The following is a 19,288-nucleotide window of genomic DNA, read 5'->3' on the forward strand; positions in this document are numbered from 1 at the left end:
TGGGTGAGGGATGGGTATCGACTTGCGACCGTCGCAGGCGCTGCGGCTCTGGCACGATGTGACGATGTCGCTGGTCACCGACGGCGACAAGGACCTCACCTCGCGCCAGATGGCGATCCTGATGACGGTCTACCTGGAGCCGCCCCCGCACACGGTGCGCGGGCTAGCGGCGCGTCTCGACGTCACCAAGCCGGTGATCACCCGCGCGCTCGACACCCTGGGCGCGATGAAGCTGCTGTCGCGCCGCCGCGACGAGGCCGACCGGCGCAACGTGGTGGTGACCCGCACGGTTGCCGGAGCGCTCTATCTGGAGCACATTGCCGATACGATCGTTGCCCGCGCCGCCGAGCTGTCCCGCTGAGCTGAAGCGGCGCGCGGGCGGCCGAACGTCCGAAAACGCCTGAAAAAGCCTGAAAAAGTCTGGACAGCCGCATGACCAGCGAACCCGCCGCCCCCTCCCTCGACCGCCGCATCCACCCCGTCCGCGCCGACCTGGCTGCAAGCCGCTATCGCGGCAGGGTCGCGGCGGAGCGTTTCGTGGACCCGCTGGCAACGCGCATCACGGCCGCCTCGGCGCCGCTGCGCCCCGCGCCGGATGCGGACCGCTCCATCGATACGGAGGCGCTGTACGGCGAGACCTTCGATCTCTACGAGATCCGCGACGACGGCTGGGCCTGGGGCCAGCTGGCGAGCGACGGCTATGTCGGCTACCTGCCGGCCGGAGCCCTCGGCGAGGCCGGGCTGCCGGCCACCCACCGGGTCTGCGTGCCGCGCAGCTACCGCTATCCGGAGGCCGAGCTGAAGCGGCCGCCGCTCTCGCTCCTGTCGCTCGGCGCGCGCGTGCGCGTCGTCGGCGCAGCAGTGACGCGGGGCCTCGACTACGCGCTGCTGGACGACGGCAGCGCCATGGTCGCCCGCCACCTGAGGCCGCTGGGCGAGACCGTCGCCGACTGGGTGGCGGTGGCCGAAGGCCTGCTCGGCACGCCCTACCTGTGGGGCGGTCGGACGTCGCTGGGGCTCGATTGCTCGGCGTTGGTGCAACTGGCGGCGGCGGAAGGCGGCCATGTGCTGCCGCGCGACAGCGACATGCAGGAGGCCGGGGCCGGCGAAGCGCTCGACATCTCCGGCGGCCTGCCGGAACTGGCGCGGGGCGACCTGCTGTTCTGGAAGGGCCATGTCGGAATCTTGCGCGATCCGGCCACCTTGCTGCATGCCAACGGCCACACGATGAGCGTTGCCTGCGAGCCGCTGGAAGCGGCGCTTGCCCGCATTTCCGCGACGGAATGGGGCGCACTGACCGCCTGCCGGCGTCTGTGACAGGGCGCGCAGCCGGCGCCGTTGCTTGGCGCTGCAAGCGTGAGGTTTTTCGGTTGTTCGTATTTCCAAGTTGTTTCGGAAATTTGCTTGCTTCGCCTTAAAAGGAAAAGCCGAAAATCGGCCCGTTTCCCTAGCGGAGCAGCTATGCAGGGAATGCAGTTGTGACGACTCGCTGACTTAACTATATCAGCGTCGACGTTGCGCGACGGATTTTCGCGCCATTGAGACGGACAGCGAAGTCATCCAACGGGTCAAGCCGAACCGCAAGTCCGCACAGATCAATCATGTTGGACGTTTCGCCTGACATCCGGAAGGTTGTCGGTTCGAACGTCTTTGCACGTGTTTCTACGGACAATCGGTCAACCATGCTTCATGTCTTGCCGCATGCGGTTTTTCTTCACGTTGAAGACAACGTGAACGATGCCCTCGCATTCCGTCTGGCGCTCGAAAGCGCAACGGGAAACATTCGTGTCCGCCGCGTCGGCTCCGTGGAGACGGCGCTCGAGCTGCTGTCGACGCCGGATGCCGCCGGCCCGCCCTTCGATTGCGTCGTCGCCTCGCTGGACCTGCCCGGCGGCCGTGCCGGCGAACTGGCCCGGCGCGTGCGCCAGCGCCACGACAGCGCGACGCTGCCGCTGGTCGGCCTGACGCGCGGTGCCGTGCCTGTCGCAGCCGACGGCGACTGGTTCGACGCCGTTCACGAGAAGCCCGCGACCCCTCGCGAACTCAAGCGCATCGCGCGCGAGATCGTCGAGCTGTGGTTCTCGCGCGCCCGCCGCTTCCACTGCTAATTACTTGAAATAAAGAGACTGTCGGCGATCCGACCTCAGTAGCCGGTCGCCCGGTCGACGGTGTTGCGCAAGGCCTCGCCGGCCTCGAAGGCAAGGATCTGCTCGGCCACATAGGTCGAGATCGCCTCCGGGTCGCTGTCGGCGGCGACATGCGGCGTGATCACCACATTCTCCAGCTTCCACAGCGGACTGTGCGAGGGCAGCGGCTCGGTCTCGAACACGTCGAGGCTGGCGCCCCTCAGCGTGCCGTCGGTGAGCGCGCGGACGAGATCCGCCTCGACCTGGCTGCCGCCGCGCCCGGCATTGATGAAGACCGGCCCGCCGAGCGCCCCGTCCCGTGCCAGCTGCGACACGAGAGCGTAATCGACGAAGCCGTGCGTCTCCGGCGTCAGGGGCAGCAGGTTCACCAGAATGTCGGTGCGGGCGAGGAAGTCGCCGAGCTGAGCCTCGCCGGCATGGCAGGCGACCCCGTCGATCTGCTTGGGCCCGCGCGCCCAGCCGGCAACGTCAAAGCCCAATCGCACCAATACCTTGGCGGCTTCCGCGCCGAGCACGCCGAGGCCCAGAAGGCCGACCCGCACATGCCGCGCGGCCGGCTGTTCCAGGTCGCGCCACACGCCCTCGCGCTGCTGCGCGGCGTAGGCGAGATGCTGGCGATGGTGCAGCAGGACCTGGAGCGCCACCCACTCGGCCATGCGCGCGGTCAGGTCCGGATCGACGACGCGCACCACCGGAACGTCCGGCAGTCCGGGCTGGGCCAGCAAATGGTCGACGCCGGCGCCGAGCGAAAAGATCACCTCGAGATTGGGGCAGGCGGCCAGGACCTCGGCCGGGGCCTTCCAGGCCAGCGCGTAGCGGATGTCGGCCGGGTCGCCGACGGCATCCGGCCAGGACCGGATCTCGTGTTCCGGCAGGTGCCGGGCAAGGCGCAGGGCCCAGGCGGCAGGGTTCCAGCCCTTGACGGCGATCAGCAAGCTCATGGCGGTCCTCCAAAGGGGTGTTTCCCTCCCTTAGAGCATCTTCCGCCGGCCTGTGCAGCACCTGGATCGAAAAAAGCGTCGCAAAGCCAAGCCTCTGGCGGCAAAGGCGCGGTGGTTGTCCGCATGGCTCCGAACCGCAATTCGCATCGACGATGCGGTGCGCAGCGAAACCGAATTTTGAGAGAAATTTTGCAAAATTCCGCGCTGAAATCGGAAAAATTTGATTTTCTTGTCGCAAACGCACTTTTCCGGGGGGAGAGGATAAATGGATATCGGAGACGTCAAGGAGGTGGTCGCCTGGGTCGACCTGATGCCGGGGCCGGGTCGCACGCCGACCCTGCATGTGACCGGCACGGTGACCGTCCCGACACCCGGCCACGAAGTGATGGCCGAGTTCGCCGGGATCGAGACGTCGGAGCCGCCGGTCTACCTCATCGAGGTGACGCCGCGCGAGGGCGCCGGCCCCTGCCCGCAGGTGCCGACCGACATCAAGTTCCACTATATCGAACGGAGCTACGCCGGGGCGGCGAGGACGGTGCGGGTGTTTTCCGGCAGCGACAGCGAGACGGCGAAGATCGGCGAGGCGCACTGACGCGGGGCCGACTTGTCCCCGCTCGCCGCCGGCCTCTATCCCCGCCCTATCCCCGGTGCCGTGCCCGCTCCGGACCGGGGTGGGCGGGCGTCGTTATCCCCGCAGGGTGCCGGCTGGCGTATGATATGTGGAGTTGGCCTTCAGTCGGCGGCGTAGGGGTCGTGCAGGCCCGGCAGGGGCAGGGGGCGTGCCGGCTCGTCGCGGCGGCCACGCGGCTCGGCCGCCGGCGTGCCGCCAACAGGGCCCGGCCGGTCGGCGGTGCCGTCTGAAGCCTGCTCGCCGCGCGGCGGGGCAAGGTCGAGATCGCCGATGGTGCGGCCGCGCTTGCCGATCTTGTCGGTCGAAATGAGGATCTGCTCGATGTCGCGTCCGGCCTGGCCGAAATGCTGCTGCAGCTTGCGGACCCGCTCGTCCAGCCGGTCGACATCGGCGACGAGATGGGCAACCTCGGCCTGGATCCGGTGCGCCTCCTCGCGCAGCCGCGCATCGCGCAGCACCGACTGGACCACCTGGATCGACAGCAGCAGGAGCGAGGGCGAGACGATCACCACCCGGACTCGGTGCGCCTTCTGGACGATGTCGGCGAACTGCTCGTGGATCTCGGCGAAGATGCTTTCGGACGGCACGAACATGAAGGCCGTGTCCTGGGTTTCGCCGGGAATGAGGTAGCGCTCGGCGATGTCCGTCAGGTGCTTGCCGATGTCGCGGCGGAACCGGGCGCGCGCCTGCTTCAGCGATTCCGCTCCTTCCGCCTGCTTCAGCTCGTTATAGGCCTCGAGCGGAAACTTGGCGTCGATGACGAGGGGCGGCGCGCCGTTCGGCAGATGGATCAGGCAGTCGGGCCGCACCCGGGTCGACAGGGTCGCCTGGAAACTGTAGCCGCCCGGCGCCAGCGCATCCTGGACGATGGCTTCCATCCGGCCCTGGCCGAAGGCGCCGCGCGCCTGCTTGTTGTCGAGGATCGACTGCAGCGCCCCGACCTGGCCGGAGAGGTCGCGGATCGTCGCCTGCGCCCGGTCGATGACTGCGAGGCGCTCGTGCAGGTGGCGCAACCCGTCATGGGTGCGCCGCGTCGTCTCGGCCATCGACTGGCCGAGCTTGTGGCTCATGCCGTCGAGCCGCTCGTTGACCGCGCGCATCAGGTCGCCCTGCCGGGAGCCGAAGACCTCGGCCATGGTCTGCATCCGGCCGGTCATTTCGGACTGGACCTTGAGCAGGTCGGCGATCCGCGCCTCGAGCTCGCGCGCGTGTTCGGCGGCCCGCCATTCGGCATCGCGGGCCCGGCCCGCCTGCCGAGAGACAGAGACGAGCGTCAGCACCGCGGCTGCGAGCAGCAGCAGCGCCGCACCGACCAGCGCCTCGCCGAGCGACACCGGCCGGCCGAGCAGAGTGAAGAGAATCGTCTCCATGGAAACAAAGATAGAACATTTGCCGCTGCCGCGAAACGGCGCAAGCGTGCAGGGCGGCAACCGGGCACCGTGGGCGGGCCGAGGGGCGCCCGGCGCGCGCACGACGCCGGCAGCTCCCTCGCGTGGGGCCGTAAACCGCGGAAATCGTGCGTTCCGGGCGCATCCGCGCGTTGACGCGGGCGGCCTTCTCCCATATTTCAGCACCATGACGAAACGAGACATCATCATCCTGCCGGATCCCAAGCTGCGCCTGGTCAGCGAGCCGGTCGCCAGCGTCGACGACGCCGTGCGCCAGCTGGCCGACGACATGCTGGAAACCATGTACGACGCGCCGGGCATCGGGCTGGCCGCGATCCAGATCGGCGTGCCGACGCGCATGCTGGTGCTGGACGTGGCGCGCGAGGGCGAGACGCCCGCGCCGATGGTGGTGATCAACCCCGAGATCGTCTGGGAATCCGACGAGCACTCCGTCTATCAGGAGGGCTGCCTGTCGATCCCCGAATATTACGAGGACGTGGAGCGGCCGGAGCGCATCGGCCTGCGCTTCCTCGACCGCGAGGGCGCGCAGCGCGAGATCGAGGCCGACGGCCTGCTCGCCACCTGCCTGCAGCACGAGATCGACCACCTGAACGGCGTGCTGTTCATCGACCACATTTCCAAGCTGAAGCGCGACCGCGTCGTGAAGAAGTTCCAGAAGCAGGCCCGGCTGACCGAAAAGGCCTGAGCCGCGCCGGAGACTGAACCTGCGACCCGGGAGCCGGACGCATGGACATCGCCTTCTTCCTCAAGGTCTTCGCGGCGCTTTTCGCGATCATGAACCCGGTCGCCAACCTGCCGGTGTTCCTGGCGCTGACCGGCGACCGCGATGCGGCGGGAAAGCGCGCCGTCGCGCTGACCGCAACGCTCGGCCTGATTGCCGGCTCGGTCGTCGTCTTCTTCGGCGGCGAGGCGATCCTGTCGCTCTTCGGCATCAGTATCGACGGCTTCCGCCTTGCCGGCGGGCTGCTGATCCTGCTGATCGCCCTCTCCATGCTGCATGGCGGCGAAAGCAGCGCGCAGGCCGGCACGGACGCAGAGAAAGAGCATCACCGGAGCGTCGACAATCCGGGCATCTACCCCTTGACCGTGCCGATGCTGCTCGGACCCGGCTCGATCTCGACCATCGTCATCTTCCGCGAGCAGGCGAGCGGGACGGGGCAGGAGATCGCCCTGGTGGCGGCGCTGGCTGCCATGGTCGCCGTGCTCTCGGCGACCTTTCTCGCCGCGCCGCTGCTGACGCGGGTGCTGGGCCGCACCGCGATCAGCATCATGAGCCGGCTGATGGGCATGATCCTTGCCGCCATCGCCATGGAGATGATGGTGGCGAGCCTCAAGGCCCTGTTGCCCGGTCTTGCATGAAGCGCCTCGCATGACGCGCCTTGCCTGATACGTTCAAACCCCTGAAAGCCGAGCCCTGCTCGACCCTTCGAAGGAGAAATCATGACCTTGCGCATCGTCTTCATGGGAACGCCGGAGTTTTCCGTTCCGACCTTGATGGAGATCGTCGGCCAGGGTCACGATGTCGTCGCCTGCTACACCCAGCCGCCGCGAAAAGCGGGCCGGGGCATGGAAGAGCGCAAGTCGGCGGTGCACCAGGCGGCGGAGACGCTGGGCATTCCGGTGCGCTGCCCGCAGTCGCTGAAGAGCGAGGAGGAGCGCGCCGCCCTTGCCGAGCTCGCGCCCGACGCGGCCGTCGTCGTCGCCTACGGGTTGCTGCTGCCGCGCGCGGTGCTCGACATTCCGGTGCATGGCTGCCTCAACCTGCATGCCTCGCTGCTGCCGCGCTGGCGCGGCGCGGCGCCGATCAACCGGGCGATCATGGCCGGCGACACGGAAACCGGCGTCGAAGTGATGCGCATGGAAGCCGGGCTCGACACCGGGCCGGTCTACATGGCCGAGAAGCTGGCGATCGGGCAGGACATGACGGCCGGCGAGCTGCACGACCGCCTGTCGGTGCTGGGCGCCGACCTGATGGTGCGCGCGCTTGCCGCCCTGCCGCGCGGCGCCCTGGTGCCGACGCCGCAAGTGGAGGAGGGCGTCACCTACGCCCGCAAGATCGACAAGGCCGAGACCCGCATCGACTGGACCCGGCCGGCCCGCGAGGTGCACGACCATGTGCGCGGGCTCTCGCCCTTTCCAGGGGCCTGGTGCGAGGTGGAGATCGCCGGGCGCTCCGAGCGGGTGAAGGTGCTGCGCAGCACGCTGGACGAAAGCGCCACGGGCGAGCCGGGCACGCTGCTGTCCGCCGGCGACGAGTTGCTGGTCGCTTGCGGCAGCGGTGCGGTGCGTCTGGTGCAGCTGCAGCGCGCGGGCAAGAAGCCGATGCCGGCGGCCGAGTTCCAGCGCGGGGCGCAGCTCAGCCCTGGTGCGCGCCTGTCTTGACCCTGCCTGTCCATCCATCGCCAAGCGGACGCGCGGCAGGCTATGATGCCCGCCAGCAAACCCGGCAGCCGCCGGTGCCAAATCGCCAAACGGATCCCAGACGATGACCCATCCCGCGCTTGAACCCGAGATCCGCCCTGCCACCCCTGCCGACGAGGCCGATATCTCGATGGTCATCGCCACGGCCTTCGGCGACGAGGCCGAGGCGCGGCTGGTCGACGAGCTGCGCTCCTGCGGCGCGCTGGTGCTGGAGCAGGTCGCGGTCGACCGGGACGGGCGCGTCGTCGGCCATATCGCCTTTTCGCGGGTGACCGGGTCGGGCGCCGGCCACCGCCTTGCCATCTCCTGCCTGGCGCCGATTTCCGTCAGTCCCGACCGCCAGCGCGGCGGCATCGGCTCGGCGCTGATCCGCGCCGGGATCGCAGCCCTGCGCGAGGGCGGCGAGGATCTCGTCCTGGTGCTGGGCCATCCCGGCTATTACCCGCGCTTCGGCTTCGATCCGGAGCTTGCGAAAAAGGTCGCCGGCCCCTATGCGGGACCTGCCTTCCAGGCGCTGGCGCTGAGCGAGGCCGCCCGTGCGGCCCTGCCGATCGAGGTCACCTTCGCCACGCCCTTCGAGGCCTTCGAGTAACCCCGCGCGACAACCGGCGAGCCGATCCCGTTCCATGCCCCGATACAAGCTGACAGTCGACTATGACGGCCGCCCTTTCGTGGGCTGGCAGCGGCAGGACAACGGTCCGTCCGTGCAGGGTGTGATCGAGCGGGCGGTGAAGGCGTTTTCCGGCGAGACGGTGACCATCGGCGGGGCGGGGCGCACCGATTCCGGCGTGCATGCGACCGGGCAGGTCGCGCATCTCGATCTGGAGAAGGACTGGCCGGCGGCAACCGTGCTCGGCGCGCTCAACTTCCACTGCCTGCCCGATCCGGTGGCGATCCTCGCATGCGAGAAAATGCATGAGGGGTTCGATGCGCGGTTCTCTGCGATCCGCCGCCACTACCGCTATCGCATCGCCAACCGGCTGGCGCCGCTGACCCACGATCTGGGGCTGGCCTGGCACGTGAAGAAGCCGCTGGACGCAGAAGCGATGCACGAGGCCGCGCAGGTCTTCGTCGGCCATCACGACTTCACCACCTTCCGCCATTCGCGCTGCCAGGCGAAGAGCCCTTGGAAGACGCTGGAGACCTTCAGCGTGCGCCGGGAGGGCGAGAGCATCATCGCCGAATGTTCTTCGCGTTCCTTCCTGCACAACCAGGTGCGCTCGATGGTCGGCACGCTGCGGCTGGTCGGCGAAGGGCGCTGGGGGCCGGAGGATGTCGCAAAGGCGCTGGCGGCGCGGAGCCGCGAGGCCTGCGGCCCGGTGGCGCCGCCCGACGGGCTGTATCTGACGCAGGTCGACTATCGCCCGGCGGAAGAGGATGCGGCCTCGCTCGCCGCCTATCGCGCCGGGCTTGCCGCCGGGGCGGATGAGGACGACGAGGCGGTCGGGGACGTGGTCTCGGGCGACTGAAGGCCGGCCTCGTCCTCCTGCGGGGCGGGCGGCACCAGCTTGCGATAGAGATGCCAGGTGGTGTGGCCGAGCACCGGCAGGGCGACGAGCAGCCCGGCGAACAGCGGCAGCATCGACACGATCAGCGTTGCGGTGACGACCAGCGCCCAGCCGATCATCGGCTTCGGGCTGGTGACGACCGCGCGCACGCTGGTGATCATCGCGGTGATGAAGTCGACGTCCCGGTCGAGCAGCATCGGGAAGGACACGACGGTCAGCGAGAACAGGATGACCGACAGCACCGCGCCGATGGCATTGCCGATGACCAGGAACATCAGGCCTTCGGGCGTCGTCACCACCACCTCGACGAAGGCGCCGAAGGACGAGAACGATTTGAAGCCGAGGAACAGGGCGAGCAGCAGCCGCACCTGATACATCCACATGATCTGGACGAAGAGCACGACGAAGGCCATCCAGGCGATCTCGCGCTTGCGCTGCGCCCAGACGACGCCGAGGACGCCCGGCCAGTCGAGCGGCTCGCCCGTCTCCAGCCGGCGGCTGACCTCGTAGAGGCCGACGGCGATGAACGGGCCGATCAGCCCGAAGCCGATGGCCAGCGGATAGCTGAGATAGCTCATGTGCAGGGCGGAGGCGGTGAGCAGCACCAAGATGCCGCCAAGGGCATAGACGGCGCCGAAGAACAGGCCGAAGCGCGGCGCCTTGCGGAAGTCGCGCATGCCCGCGCCGAGCGCGTCGACGATGGCGTCGAAGCCGATGGCGTTGACCCGCGTCGGATCGGGCCGCCGCACGGGCTGCCCCTCGCTCGCGCTGCTGCCGTGTTCGCCCGTCATTGCCTGCCTCCCCTGACGCTCTTGTTTCCCGATACTGCAACAAGCAGCTTTACTGAAACAAGAATGCCGCCGCCCGTCATCTTCGCAAAGATACGTGCAAGGCGGGCGCCCGGATCCGGGCGGGGGGCAAGTCCGCCTGTTAGCCGGCGAAATAGCTGTCGAGGAAGCGGCGATAGATGGCGGTCAGGCCGTCGAGCTCGGCGAGCGGCACGCGCTCGTCGACCTGGTGCATGGTCTGGCCGACGAGACCGAACTCGACCACCGGGCAGTAATTCTTGATGAAGCGGGCATCCGAGGTGCCGCCGCCCGTCGACAGCTCCGGCCGGCGGCCGGTCTCCGCCTCGACCGCATCCGCCAGCGCGTCGATCAGCTCCGCATCGTGGGTGAGGAAACTGTCGCTGGAATCGCTGGTGAAATCGAGCTGCCAGTCGCAGGTGAGCCCTTCGACGCCGGCAAGCTCGGCACGCAGATGCGCCTTCAGGCTGTCCACCGACCAGGTGTCGTTGAAGCGGATGTTGAAATTGGCGACCGCCTTGCGCGGGATGACGTTGAAGGCGGTGTTGCCGACATCGACGGTGGTGATCTCCAGGTTCGACGGCTGGAAGCGCTCGTTGCCGGCATCGAGCACGAGAGCGTCGAGGCGGGCGAGCAGCACCAGCATGTCGGAGACCGGGTTCTTCGCCAGATGCGGATAGGCGACATGGCCCTGCACGCCGGTGACCGTGACGATGCCCGACAGCGAGCCGCGCCGGCCGACCTTGATCGCATCGCCGAGATGGTCGGGATTGGTCGGCTCGCCGACGATGCAGGCGTCGAACCGGTGGCCGCGCTCTGCCGCCCATTCCAGCAGCTTGACCGTGCCGTTGATCGCCGGGCCTTCCTCGTCGCCGGTGATCAGGAAGGAGATGCGCCCCGGCAAGTCCTCGCCCTTCTCCGCGACATAGGCGATGGCGGCGGCAGCGAAGGCGGCGATGCCGCCCTTCATGTCGACCGCGCCGCGCCCGTGCAGGATGCCGTCCTCGACCGTGCCGTCGAACGGGCCGTGCCGCCAGGCGCCCGCATCGCCCGCCGGCACCACGTCCGTATGGCCGGCAAAGGCAAGGTTCGGACCCCGCGTGCCGATGGTGGCGAAGAGGTTCTCCACGTCCGGCGTGCCGTGGTCCGAGAACACCATGCGCTCGACCGTGAAGCCGGCCGCCTTCAGCCGCTCGTCCAGCAGCGCGAGCGCCCCGCCCTCGGCCGGCGTCACGGACGGACAGCGGAGCAGGTCGCGGGCAAGGGTGGCGGCGGGGGAAAGGGGCTGGTGGGTCACGGGCAGGCGGCTTTCGGATGGAAGGGCAGGAACGAAAAGACGGGCGTCAGGACGGTTTCGCCCAGCGGCTGTTGGGGCGCGGGCCATAGGCATTGGGGCCGGGCTCGCCGGGCATCAGGCCGAGGCCGATGACGAAGAAGAAATTGATCACCGGCACGAAGATCAGCACGGCGAGGAAGCCGGAGAGGTTTCGGTCCTGCAGCCGCTTGATGGCGAGCGCGAGAACCACCCAGTGGCTGGCGAACAGCATGTAGGGCAGCAGCGGATGCGAGTTGACGAAATCCTCCATCGACACCACTGCGGTCTGGTCGCCGGGGATTTCCAGGGTCTGGACCCAGAGGCTGACGGGGATCGCGAAGACCGCCCACAGGAAGCCGAGCGCCAGCATGTAAGGCTCGCGCGAGACGCGCCCGATCGGGCTGAAGAACAGCCAGAACGGCCCCAGCGGGCCCGGATATGCTTGCGGCTGCGACATGGAACTTCCTGGACGGGACACTGTCTGCTGCCTCCGAAGTAGGCCGCCGGCGAGAGACAATCAAGCCGCTTGCCCGGATTGTCCCGCCCCGCGCGGCGTTTTGCCCGCCCGTTAATCGGCGGTTATGGGAATGCTGCTACGCAAAAGACCGTGGTCGGACGCCTGCCCGCACCGCCGACGACGCCACAACCGCCGGGAGAGTATCCGTGTTCAGCCTTTCGCCCGCCTCCTCCAGCAATGTCTTCCGCAAGCGACGGGTCCAGCGCCTCAAGGCGATGGTCGCCGATCATGTCGCGGCGAAGGGCCGTTGCCGCATCGTCGATCTCGGCGGCACGCCGGAATTCTGGCACGTGTGGCGCGACGAGATGAATTTCGACGGCGTCACCATCACCTGCATCAATCTCGGCTTCACGGCGGGGACGGACGGCAGCCTGCCGATCGAGCTGGTGCATGGCAGCGCCTGCGACCTGCCCGAGCATGCGGACAATTCCTTCGACGTCGCCTTTTCCAATTCGGTGATCGAGCATGTCGGCAGCTGGGCCAACAAGTCGGCCTTCGCCCGCGAGGCGCGGCGGCTGGCACCGAGCCACATGATCCAGACGCCGAGCTTCTGGTTCCCGATCGAGCCGCATGCGCGCTTCCCGCTGCTGCACTGGCTGCCCGATCCGCTGGTCTACCGGATCCACTTGGCCATGCGCACGGGCTTCTACCCGCGTGCGGCCAATCTCGACGAGGCGATGGTGTCGCTGGAGGATGCGCGCCTGCTGGACGGCCGGCAGATGCGCTATCTCTTCCCGGACTCCGAGCTGGTGACCGAACGGTTCATCGGCCTGCCGAAGTCGCTGATGGCGGTCCGCCACGCCGTCTCCTGACGGCGCGGCGACACGCGAAAGCCAGCTGCGGTCATGGCCGCGATCAGGCGCGCAGCAACTCGTTGATCGAGGTCTTGGAGCGGGTCTTCTCGTCGACGCGCTTGACGATCACCGCGCAGTAAAGGCTCGGGCCCGGCTCGCCGCTGGGCAGCGGCTTGCCCGGCATGGTGCCGGCGACCACCACCGAATAGGCCGGCACCTCGCCGTAGAACACCTCGCCGGTGGCGCGGTCGACGATCTTGGTCGACTGGCCGATGAACACGCCCATGCCGAGCACCGCGCCCTCGCGGACGATGCAGCCCTCGACGACTTCCGAGCGGGCGCCGATGAAGCAATTGTCCTCGATGATCACCGGGCCGGCCTGAAGCGGCTCGAGCACGCCGCCGATGCCGACGCCGCCCGACAGGTGGACGTTGCGGCCGATCTGGGCGCAGGAGCCGACGGTCGCCCAGGTGTCGACCATGGTGCCTTCGCCGACATGGGCGCCGAGATTGACGAAGGACGGCATCAGGACAACGTTCTTGGCGATATGGGCCGAGCGGCGGACGATGGCGCCCGGCACCGCGCGAAAGCCCGCTTCCTCGAAGTCGACGCCGCGCCAGCCGTCGAACTTGGACGGCACCTTGTCCCACCAGGTGGCATCGCCCGGACCGCCCTTGATGATCTCCATCGGGTTGAGGCGGAAGGACAGCAGCACCGCCTTCTTCAGCCACTGGTTCACGGCCCAGTCGCCGGCCTCGGCCTTTTCCGCCACCCGCGCATGACCGCGGTCCATCAGATCGAGCGCAGCGTTCACCGCCTCGCGCACTTCGCCCGTGGTCTGGGCGTTGATCGTGTCGCGGTCCTCGAAGGCGGCGTCGATGATGGCGGCGAGCTTCGCCTTGTCGGTGTTGGCAGTGGTCATGCGCGCGTGTCTCCGGAAAATGTGCCTGGGAAAGCGTCTGAATTCGTCGCGCGGACCTAAGCGCCGCTCCCGCGCGAAGTCAAGGCCGGGACGCCTGCGGGTCGGGCCTGTGCCTTCGCATTTTTGCCTGTCGCGCGCAGGCTGGTTCCTGTATGTGGCAGCGCATGGACTTGTGGATCCCCATCACGGTTTTCGCCGCCTTCTGCCAGAACGCCCGATCCGCCCTGCAACGCCACTTCACGGCGCGGCTCGGCACGACCGGCGCCACCTTCGTGCGCTTCGGCTACGGCGTTCCCTTCGCGCTGCTCTACCTTGCCGGGCTGCATTTCGTCGGCGGCATGCCGCTGCCGGAGCCGAACGTCTCCTTCGCGATCTTCGGCATGATCGGCGGCATCGCGCAGATCCTTGCGACCTTCCTGCTGGTCTACCTGTTCTCGCTGCGGAACTTCGTCGCCGGCACGGCCTATTCCAAGACCGAGCCGGTGCAGGCGGCGATCTTCGGCCTGGTGCTGCTGGGCGAGACGATCACGCCGCTGGCCGGCGTCGCCATCGCCGTCGGCGTGGTCGGGGTGATCTTCGTGTCGCTGGCCGGAAAGCCGGTGAGCGCGGGCGCGCTGCTGACGGCCCTGACCGGGCGTCCGGCGCAGATCGGCCTTGCCTCGGCGGCGATGTTCGGCATCTCGGCCGTGTGCTACCGCGCCGCCTCGCTGGCGCTGGGCGGTCCCGGCTTCCTGATGCAGGCCGGCTTCACGCTGGCCTTCGTCACCGCATTCCAGACGCTGGCCATGGTCGCCTGGATGGCCCTGCGCGAGCCGGACCAGCTGCGCGCCAGCCTGACCCATTGGCGCGGCGCCGTCTGGGTGGGGCTGGTCGGCGTTGCCGGCTCGGCCGGCTGGTTCACCGCCATGACGCTGGAAAAGGTCGCCTATGTGCGCGCGCTCGGGCAGGTGGAGCTGATCTTCACCTTCATCGTCTCGTGGTGGTTCTTCCGCGAGAAGCTGCAGCCGGGCGAAATCGTCGGCACGGTGCTGATCGCCGGCGGCATCGTGCTGCTGCTGCTGGGCACCTGAGGGCGCTCAGGCCTTCTTCACGAACTGGCAGAGGATGACGATCCGCTGGCCCTCGACCTTGCCTTCCAGATGGTTGGCATTGTCGGGGACGAGGGCGATCTTGCGCACCGCCGTGCCGCGCTTGGCGGTGAAGCCCGCGCCCTTGACCGGCAGGTCCTTGATCAACGTGACGGTGTCGCCGGACGCCAGCACCGTGCCGTTGCAGTCGACATGGACGATGGCGTCCTCGCCGCTCGAAGCGCCGCTGCCTTCCTCGGCCCAGGCCAGAACCTCCGGCTCCAGCCAGGCGATCTCCAGCGCCTCGCGCGCCCAGGGCGCTTCCGGCAGGCCCTTCAGCAGGCGCCAGGCGAGGACCTGCACCGCCGGCTCGGGGCTCCAGATCGCCTCGGTGAGACACCGCCAGTGCGGCCCGTCCTGCGGTCCTTCCTCGACGCCCGCCCGGCAGACGGGGCACAGCGGCACGCTGTCCTCGCGCGGGGACACGGCAAAGGCGGAGGCGCCTTCGGCATTGCAAAGGGCACAAGATGTCATGGGATGTCCTGTCGGCGGAGCATGGAAGTGAGGTCACGGGTGGCATAGGCCACCGGCGCCTCCGCGTCCAGCCGCACGAGCAGCGACACTTTTTCAGGTTCAGCGTTTCCCGTTCATCAGGACTTCGCGGCCGGCGCCGGCAAATCCGGCAACCGGCCCGTCCGTTCCGGGCTAGCCGGCGAACCCTTCCACGACGATCTTGCCGCGCGCCGTGCCCGTCTCGATGCGCCGGTGCGCCTCGCGCAGGGTGCCGGCGTTGATCGGCGAGAGCGTTTCGGCGAGCGTGGTGCGCAGCCGGCCCGCGTCGATTTCTCCGGCGACGAAATCCAGCAGCCGGTGCTGCTCGATCATGTCGGGCGTTGTGAACATCGCGCGGGTGAACATCAGCTCCCAGTGCAGGCTCGCCGCCTTGGTCTTCATCTGCTCCATCGGCATGGGCAGATGCGTGTCGTCGATGGTGACGATGGAGCCCTGCGGCCGGATCAGCTCGACCGCATCAAGCCAGTGACGCATGTCGTTGAAGATCGCCACATGGTCGACACGCTCGATCCCGAGCGCCCGCACCTGCGGCACCAGCGGCTCGCGGTGGCTGACGACATGGTCCGCGCCGAGCTCGCGCACCCATGCGACGGTTTCCGGGCGCGAGGCGGTGGCGATCACCGTCAGCCCGGCGCGCTTGGCCAGCTGGATGCCGATGGAGCCGACGCCGCCGGCCCCGCCGATGATCAGGATCGACCGCCCCGCATCCGCCCCGTCCCGGTCGATGCGCAGCCGGTGGAACAGGGATTCGTAGGCGGTGATGGTGGTGAGCGGCAGGGCCGCCGCCTCGGCGAAGGACAGGCTCGACGGCTTGCGGCCGACGATGCGCTCGTCCACCAGATGGAACTCCTGGTTCGTGCCGGGACGGGTGATGTCACCGGCGTAGTAGACCTCGTCGCCGGGGCGGAACAGCGTGACGTCGGGGCCGACCGCCTCGACCACGCCGCTGGCGTCGTAGCCGATGACGCGCGGGGCGTCTTCCACCTTGTCCTTGGGCGAGCGCACCTTGGTGTCGACGGGATTGACGGCAACGGCGCGCACGGCGACGAGAATGTCGCGCCCCTGCGGCGCGGGCTTGGGCAGGTCGAGATCGATCAGCGACTGCGGATCGTCGATGGGCAGATAGCGGGTGAAGCCGACGGCTTTCATGCAGGTCCTCATGGCGTGTCTGGGGAATTCGGGTGTCTGGTGTCGGGTGCGGAGCCGGTCAGGCCGCAGCACTCCAGGCCGGATAGGTCGAGTAGCCCTGCGCATCGCCGCCGAACAGCGTGGCCGGGTCGAACTGCGCCAGCGGCAGGTTCTCGCGCAAGCGCCGCGGCAGGTCGGGATTGGCGATGAACGGGCGGCCGAAGCCGACGAGATCGGCATGGCCGGCGGCAAGGATCGCCTGCGCGCGGGCCAGGTCGTAGCGGCCGGCGACGACGATGCGGCCCGAATAGGCCTCGCGCAGCGCGATGCGGAAGCTGTCCGGCGTCTCGGGCGCATCGTCCCAGTCTGCCTCCGCCAGATGGACATAGGCAAGGCCGATCCGGTCGATCTCGCGCGCGGCCATCAGCATGGTCGGCATGATCTCGTCGTCGGCCATGCCGCGCTGGGTGATGACCGGCGACAGGCGAAGACCGGTGCGGGCAGGGCCGATGGCGCCGGCCACAGCCTCCGCGACCTCGACGAGGAAGCGGATGCGGTTCTGCTGCGAGCCGCCGTAGCGGTCGGTGCGCAGGTTCGACGAGCGCCGCAGGAACTGGTCGATCAGGTAGCCGTTGGCACCGTGGATCTCGACGCCGTCGAAGCCGGCGGCCACCGCGTTTTCCGCAGCGCGCGCATAGTCGGCGACGATGCCGGCGATCTCGTCGCTCTCCAGCGCCCGCGGCACCGGGCTCTCGGGCATGCCGGCCTCGCCGGTGGCCGGATCGACGATCCAGACCTTCGCATCGGGCGCCAGCGCGGACGGGGCGACCGGCTTGCCGTCGGCATGGAAGATCGCGTGGCTCATCCGCCCGACATGCCAGAGCTGCAGGAAGATGCGCCCGCCAGCCGCATGGACGGCATCGGTCACCAGCCGCCAGCCGGCGATCTGCTCGGGAGAGTGGATGCCGGGGGTGAAGGAATAGCCCTGGCCTTGGGGCGAGATCTGGGTGGCCTCGCTGACGATCAGCGCCGCGCCGGCGCGCTGGGCGTAGTAGTCGGCCATCATCGCATTCGGCACGTTGCCGGGCTGGGTGGTGCGGGCGCGGGTCATCGGCGCCAGGGCGATGCGGTGCGGCAGCGACAGCTCGCCGAGGGTCAGGGGATCGAACAGGTTGGATGTCACGGCAAGGTGTCTCCTGGACGTCGGGAAAGGATGCGGGAAGGTCCCGCAGGGTTCGTCCCGGATCTAGTCCTTGCGGGGATTTCGGATAATCGGCTAGCTTCCGAAATTATAATTCGGGAAGGCCGAAGAAATATGCTCGACAACCTGGCATTGTTCCTGAGGATCGTCGAAAAGGGCGGCCTTGCCGCCGGCGGCCGCGATCTGGGCCTGTCGCCGGCCACCGTCTCCGAGCGGCTGGCTTCGCTGGAGCGGCAATACGGCGCGACGCTGCTGCTGCGCACCACGCGGCGGATCGCCCTGACCGACGAGGGGGCGGTGCTGGTGGAGGGCGCGCGGCGGTTGCTGGCCGAGGCGGAGGAACTGCAGGACCGCATCCGCCACGGGGCGGAGCGGATTTCCGGCCCGATCCGCATGAGCGCACCGGAGGATCTCGGCCGCCGGCGTATCGTGCCGATCCTCGACGCGTTTCTCGAGGAACATCCGGACGTGAGCGTCGATCTCGACCTGACCGACGGTTATGTCGATCTCGTCGGCCGGGGGATCGACCTGGCGGTGCGCCATGGCACGCTCGCCGACAGCACGCTGCGCGCGCGCTCGCTCGGCGGTAACCGGCGAGCGGTCTGCGCCTCGCCCGCCTATCTGGCGGCGCACGGGGCGCCGGAGCATCCGCAGGATCTCGCCCGGCACGACTGCATCCTGATGCGCTTCGGCGGCAATCTCGACCGGGAATGGCCGTTCTTCATCGACGGCGAGGTCCGCAGGATCGTGGTAGGCGGCCGGCGCGTCGCCAATGACGGCGGCCTCGTGCGGGAATGGTGCCGGCAGGGGCGGGGGATCGCGCTGAAGTCGATCCGCGACGTCGACGAGGACCTGGCGAGCGGGGCGCTGGTGGAACTGCTGGAAGGCTATGCGGCCGGCGGCACGGCGCTGCAGATCGTCTATCCGCAAGGCACGGTGCAGCCGCGCCGGGTGCGCGTGCTGATCGACCGGCTGGCGAGCGACTTGTCGGTGTTTACCGATCCGCGGCCGCAGGCTCCCGGCGTGGGCGGTTGACCAGCGACACCAGCACGAAGGAGATGATCATCAAAAGCACCCAGGCGTTCAGCTTGGCGAGCGAGACCAGCGTCCAGCCGTCGGCCTGGTCGGGATAGCGCCAGGCGCGGGCGAAGGTGCCGATATTTTCCGCCAGCCAGATGAACAGCGCGACCAGGAAGAAGCCGAGCACCAGGGGCATGCGGTGGCGGTAGCGATAGACCGAATAGTGCACCCAGGTCCGCCCGTAGAGCAGGAACAGGGCGGCGAACAGGCCGAGCCGGATGTCGATCGTGTAGTGGTGGGTGAAGAAGTTCACATAGATCGCCAGCGCGAACAGCCAGGTGGTCCACAGCGGCGGATAGTGCGAATAGGCGAAGTCGAAGATCCGCGACACGCGCGCGAGATAGCTGCCGACCGCCGCATACATGAAACCGGAAAACAGCGGCACGCCCTCGATGCGGAAGAAGCTCTCCTCCGGATAGACCCAGGAGCCGGCCGCCGTCTTGAACACTTCCATCGCCGTGCCGACGACGTGGAAGATCAGGATGACCTTGGCCTCGTCGAGGGTCTCGAACCGGGCGGCCAGCAGCCAGACCTGGATCGCCAGCGCGGCGAGGAAGAGAAAGTCGTAGCGCGCCAGCGCGGCCCCGTCCGGATACCAGAAGCGGGTGGCGAGGATCAGCGCCAGCAGCAGCGCGCCATAGATGCAGGCATAGGCCTGCTTGACGCCGAAGGCGAGGAACTCGACTGCAGCGCGCGCCAGCACGCCGCCGCCGAGGCGCCGGTAGACGAAAGGGAGCGTCCGGTGCAGGGCCCGCTCCGTGCGGGAGGCCGCATTGGCCGGCCGCGCGAGCCGGCGCACGAGATCAAGTCGCATCGCCCGTCTCCGCG

22 protein-coding genes are annotated in these 19,288 nt (G+C 68.5%); 12 read left to right on the plus strand and 10 right to left on the minus strand.

Annotated features, from left to right (window positions below; translation table 11 throughout):
* The first annotated feature begins 10 nt into the window (after positions 1-10).
* The 3 genes from GH266_RS17045 to GH266_RS17055 all read left to right on the plus strand — a co-directional run bounded on the left by GH266_RS17045 (position 11) and on the right by GH266_RS17055 (position 2,108).
* The gene (locus GH266_RS17045; protein ID WP_158194893.1) at positions 11-361 is read left to right on the plus strand and encodes a MarR family winged helix-turn-helix transcriptional regulator; all 351 of its coding nucleotides are present in this window, start codon (positions 11-13) and stop codon (positions 359-361) included.
* Positions 362-432: 71 nt separating this feature from the next.
* The gene (locus GH266_RS17050; RefSeq protein WP_158194894.1) at positions 433-1,317 is read left to right on the plus strand and encodes a C40 family peptidase; all 885 of its coding nucleotides are present in this window, start codon (positions 433-435) and stop codon (positions 1,315-1,317) included.
* 413 nt (positions 1,318-1,730) lie between these two features.
* Positions 1,731-2,108, plus strand: coding sequence for a response regulator (locus tag GH266_RS17055; RefSeq protein WP_158194895.1), 378 nt, complete (start codon positions 1,731-1,733; stop codon positions 2,106-2,108).
* A 35-nt stretch (positions 2,109-2,143) separates the two neighbouring features.
* On the opposite strand, the gene GH266_RS17060 is transcribed toward GH266_RS17055, so the two are convergent.
* Positions 2,144-3,088: a 2-hydroxyacid dehydrogenase gene (locus tag GH266_RS17060; protein ID WP_158194896.1), complete on the minus strand. Its 945-nt coding sequence runs from the start codon at positions 3,086-3,088 to the stop codon at positions 2,144-2,146.
* Between the two features lie 265 nt (positions 3,089-3,353).
* Between GH266_RS17060 and GH266_RS17065 the strand changes: the two genes are divergently transcribed.
* Positions 3,354-3,680, plus strand: a complete 327-nt coding sequence (locus GH266_RS17065; RefSeq protein ID WP_158194897.1) for a hypothetical protein — start codon at positions 3,354-3,356, stop codon at positions 3,678-3,680.
* Positions 3,681-3,820: 140 nt separating this feature from the next.
* Here the strand turns inward: GH266_RS17065 and GH266_RS17070 are convergent, their stop codons facing one another.
* Positions 3,821-5,089 carry a DNA recombination protein RmuC gene (locus tag GH266_RS17070; protein ID WP_158194898.1) on the minus strand — a complete coding sequence of 423 codons (1,269 nt, stop codon included), beginning with the start codon at positions 5,087-5,089 and terminating at the stop codon, positions 3,821-3,823.
* Positions 5,090-5,294: 205 nt separating this feature from the next.
* Here GH266_RS17070 and def point away from each other — a divergent pair, with 205 nt between their 5' ends.
* The 5 genes from def to truA all read left to right on the plus strand — a co-directional run bounded on the left by def (position 5,295) and on the right by truA (position 9,018).
* On the plus strand, positions 5,295-5,813 hold the full coding sequence (def, locus tag GH266_RS17075) for a peptide deformylase (protein WP_158194899.1): 519 nt from the start codon (positions 5,295-5,297) through the stop codon (positions 5,811-5,813).
* 41 nt (positions 5,814-5,854) lie between these two features.
* Positions 5,855-6,487, plus strand: coding sequence for a MarC family protein (locus tag GH266_RS17080; RefSeq protein WP_158194900.1), 633 nt, complete (start codon positions 5,855-5,857; stop codon positions 6,485-6,487).
* 87 nt (positions 6,488-6,574) lie between these two features.
* On the plus strand, positions 6,575-7,510 hold the full coding sequence (gene fmt, locus GH266_RS17085; RefSeq protein WP_158196268.1) for a methionyl-tRNA formyltransferase: 936 nt from the start codon (positions 6,575-6,577) through the stop codon (positions 7,508-7,510).
* Between the two features lie 103 nt (positions 7,511-7,613).
* Complete coding sequence (locus GH266_RS17090) at positions 7,614-8,141, plus strand: GNAT family N-acetyltransferase (protein ID WP_158194901.1); 528 nt, start codon at positions 7,614-7,616, stop codon at positions 8,139-8,141.
* A 34-nt stretch (positions 8,142-8,175) separates the two neighbouring features.
* A complete protein-coding gene (gene truA / locus GH266_RS17095; RefSeq protein WP_158194902.1) occupies positions 8,176-9,018 on the plus strand; it encodes a tRNA pseudouridine(38-40) synthase TruA in 843 nt (280 codons plus the stop codon).
* Here the strand turns inward: truA and GH266_RS17100 are convergent.
* From GH266_RS17100 to GH266_RS17110, 3 genes are all read right to left on the minus strand, one after another.
* A complete protein-coding gene (locus tag GH266_RS17100; RefSeq protein WP_158194903.1) occupies positions 8,946-9,848 on the minus strand; it encodes a DUF2189 domain-containing protein in 903 nt (300 codons plus the stop codon). The two genes, truA and GH266_RS17100, sit on opposite strands and share 73 nt — an antisense overlap.
* Positions 9,849-9,987: 139 nt before the next feature.
* A complete protein-coding gene (dapE, locus tag GH266_RS17105) occupies positions 9,988-11,166 on the minus strand; it encodes a succinyl-diaminopimelate desuccinylase (protein WP_425329573.1) in 1,179 nt (392 codons plus the stop codon).
* A gap of 40 nt (positions 11,167-11,206) precedes the next feature.
* A complete protein-coding gene (locus tag GH266_RS17110; RefSeq protein WP_158194905.1) occupies positions 11,207-11,635 on the minus strand; it encodes a DUF805 domain-containing protein in 429 nt (142 codons plus the stop codon).
* 206 nt (positions 11,636-11,841) lie between these two features.
* On the opposite strand from GH266_RS17110, the gene GH266_RS17115 reads away from it, so the two are divergent.
* Entirely contained in the window at positions 11,842-12,507 is a 666-nt protein-coding gene (locus GH266_RS17115) for a class I SAM-dependent methyltransferase (protein WP_199270358.1), read from the plus strand.
* Between the two features lie 43 nt (positions 12,508-12,550).
* Here the strand turns inward: GH266_RS17115 and dapD are convergent, their stop codons facing one another.
* Entirely contained in the window at positions 12,551-13,411 is an 861-nt protein-coding gene (gene dapD / locus GH266_RS17120) for a 2,3,4,5-tetrahydropyridine-2,6-dicarboxylate N-succinyltransferase (protein WP_158194906.1), read from the minus strand.
* A gap of 164 nt (positions 13,412-13,575) precedes the next feature.
* Between dapD and GH266_RS17125 the strand changes: the two genes are divergently transcribed.
* Positions 13,576-14,481, plus strand: coding sequence for an EamA family transporter (locus GH266_RS17125; protein ID WP_158194907.1), 906 nt, complete (start codon positions 13,576-13,578; stop codon positions 14,479-14,481).
* Positions 14,482-14,487: 6 nt separating this feature from the next.
* Here the strand turns inward: GH266_RS17125 and GH266_RS17130 are convergent, their stop codons facing one another.
* The 3 genes from GH266_RS17130 to GH266_RS17140 form a co-directional block, all read right to left on the minus strand.
* The gene (locus GH266_RS17130; protein ID WP_158194908.1) at positions 14,488-15,012 is read right to left on the minus strand and encodes an alkylphosphonate utilization protein; all 525 of its coding nucleotides are present in this window, start codon (positions 15,010-15,012) and stop codon (positions 14,488-14,490) included.
* A gap of 171 nt (positions 15,013-15,183) precedes the next feature.
* Positions 15,184-16,200: a zinc-binding alcohol dehydrogenase family protein gene (locus GH266_RS17135; RefSeq protein WP_158194909.1), complete on the minus strand. Its 1,017-nt coding sequence runs from the start codon at positions 16,198-16,200 to the stop codon at positions 15,184-15,186.
* Between the two features lie 58 nt (positions 16,201-16,258).
* Entirely contained in the window at positions 16,259-17,362 is a 1,104-nt protein-coding gene (locus GH266_RS17140; RefSeq protein WP_158194910.1) for an alkene reductase, read from the minus strand.
* Between the two features lie 132 nt (positions 17,363-17,494).
* On the opposite strand from GH266_RS17140, the gene GH266_RS17145 reads away from it, so the two are divergent.
* Positions 17,495-18,415, plus strand: a complete 921-nt coding sequence (locus GH266_RS17145; RefSeq protein ID WP_158194911.1) for a LysR family transcriptional regulator — start codon at positions 17,495-17,497, stop codon at positions 18,413-18,415.
* Here the strand turns inward: GH266_RS17145 and GH266_RS17150 are convergent.
* Positions 18,375-19,274: a DUF817 domain-containing protein gene (locus GH266_RS17150; protein WP_158194912.1), complete on the minus strand. Its 900-nt coding sequence runs from the start codon at positions 19,272-19,274 to the stop codon at positions 18,375-18,377. The genes GH266_RS17145 and GH266_RS17150 overlap by 41 nt on opposite strands.
* Positions 19,275-19,288: the final 14 nt, after the last annotated feature.

The organism is Stappia indica (assembly GCF_009789575.1).
In the GTDB taxonomy this organism is placed as follows: Bacteria; Pseudomonadota; Alphaproteobacteria; order Rhizobiales; family Stappiaceae; genus Stappia; species Stappia indica_A.

What these genes read in the sequence shown, in the direction of transcription:
- GH266_RS17045 (WP_158194893.1), top strand. Translation starts at nt 11, where the DNA reads ATGGGTATCGACTTGCGACCGTCGCAGGCGCTGCGGCTCTGGCACGAT.
- GH266_RS17050 (WP_158194894.1), top strand. Translation starts at nt 433, where the DNA reads ATGACCAGCGAACCCGCCGCCCCCTCCCTCGACCGCCGCATCCACCCC.
- GH266_RS17060 (WP_158194896.1), bottom strand. Translation starts at nt 3,088, where the DNA reads ATGAGCTTGCTGATCGCCGTCAAGGGCTGGAACCCTGCCGCCTGGGCC.
- GH266_RS17065 (WP_158194897.1), top strand. Translation starts at nt 3,354, where the DNA reads ATGGATATCGGAGACGTCAAGGAGGTGGTCGCCTGGGTCGACCTGATG.
- GH266_RS17070 (WP_158194898.1), bottom strand. Translation starts at nt 5,089, where the DNA reads ATGGAGACGATTCTCTTCACTCTGCTCGGCCGGCCGGTGTCGCTCGGC.
- def (WP_158194899.1), top strand. Translation starts at nt 5,295, where the DNA reads ATGACGAAACGAGACATCATCATCCTGCCGGATCCCAAGCTGCGCCTG.
- GH266_RS17080 (WP_158194900.1), top strand. Translation starts at nt 5,855, where the DNA reads ATGGACATCGCCTTCTTCCTCAAGGTCTTCGCGGCGCTTTTCGCGATC.
- GH266_RS17090 (WP_158194901.1), top strand. Translation starts at nt 7,614, where the DNA reads ATGACCCATCCCGCGCTTGAACCCGAGATCCGCCCTGCCACCCCTGCC.
- truA (WP_158194902.1), top strand. Translation starts at nt 8,176, where the DNA reads ATGCCCCGATACAAGCTGACAGTCGACTATGACGGCCGCCCTTTCGTG.
- GH266_RS17100 (WP_158194903.1), bottom strand. Translation starts at nt 9,848, where the DNA reads ATGACGGGCGAACACGGCAGCAGCGCGAGCGAGGGGCAGCCCGTGCGG.
- GH266_RS17110 (WP_158194905.1), bottom strand. Translation starts at nt 11,635, where the DNA reads ATGTCGCAGCCGCAAGCATATCCGGGCCCGCTGGGGCCGTTCTGGCTG.
- dapD (WP_158194906.1), bottom strand. Translation starts at nt 13,411, where the DNA reads ATGACCACTGCCAACACCGACAAGGCGAAGCTCGCCGCCATCATCGAC.
- GH266_RS17125 (WP_158194907.1), top strand. Translation starts at nt 13,576, where the DNA reads ATGGACTTGTGGATCCCCATCACGGTTTTCGCCGCCTTCTGCCAGAAC.
- GH266_RS17130 (WP_158194908.1), bottom strand. Translation starts at nt 15,012, where the DNA reads ATGACATCTTGTGCCCTTTGCAATGCCGAAGGCGCCTCCGCCTTTGCC.
- GH266_RS17135 (WP_158194909.1), bottom strand. Translation starts at nt 16,200, where the DNA reads ATGAAAGCCGTCGGCTTCACCCGCTATCTGCCCATCGACGATCCGCAG.
- GH266_RS17145 (WP_158194911.1), top strand. Translation starts at nt 17,495, where the DNA reads ATGCTCGACAACCTGGCATTGTTCCTGAGGATCGTCGAAAAGGGCGGC.
- GH266_RS17150 (WP_158194912.1), bottom strand. Translation starts at nt 19,274, where the DNA reads ATGCGACTTGATCTCGTGCGCCGGCTCGCGCGGCCGGCCAATGCGGCC.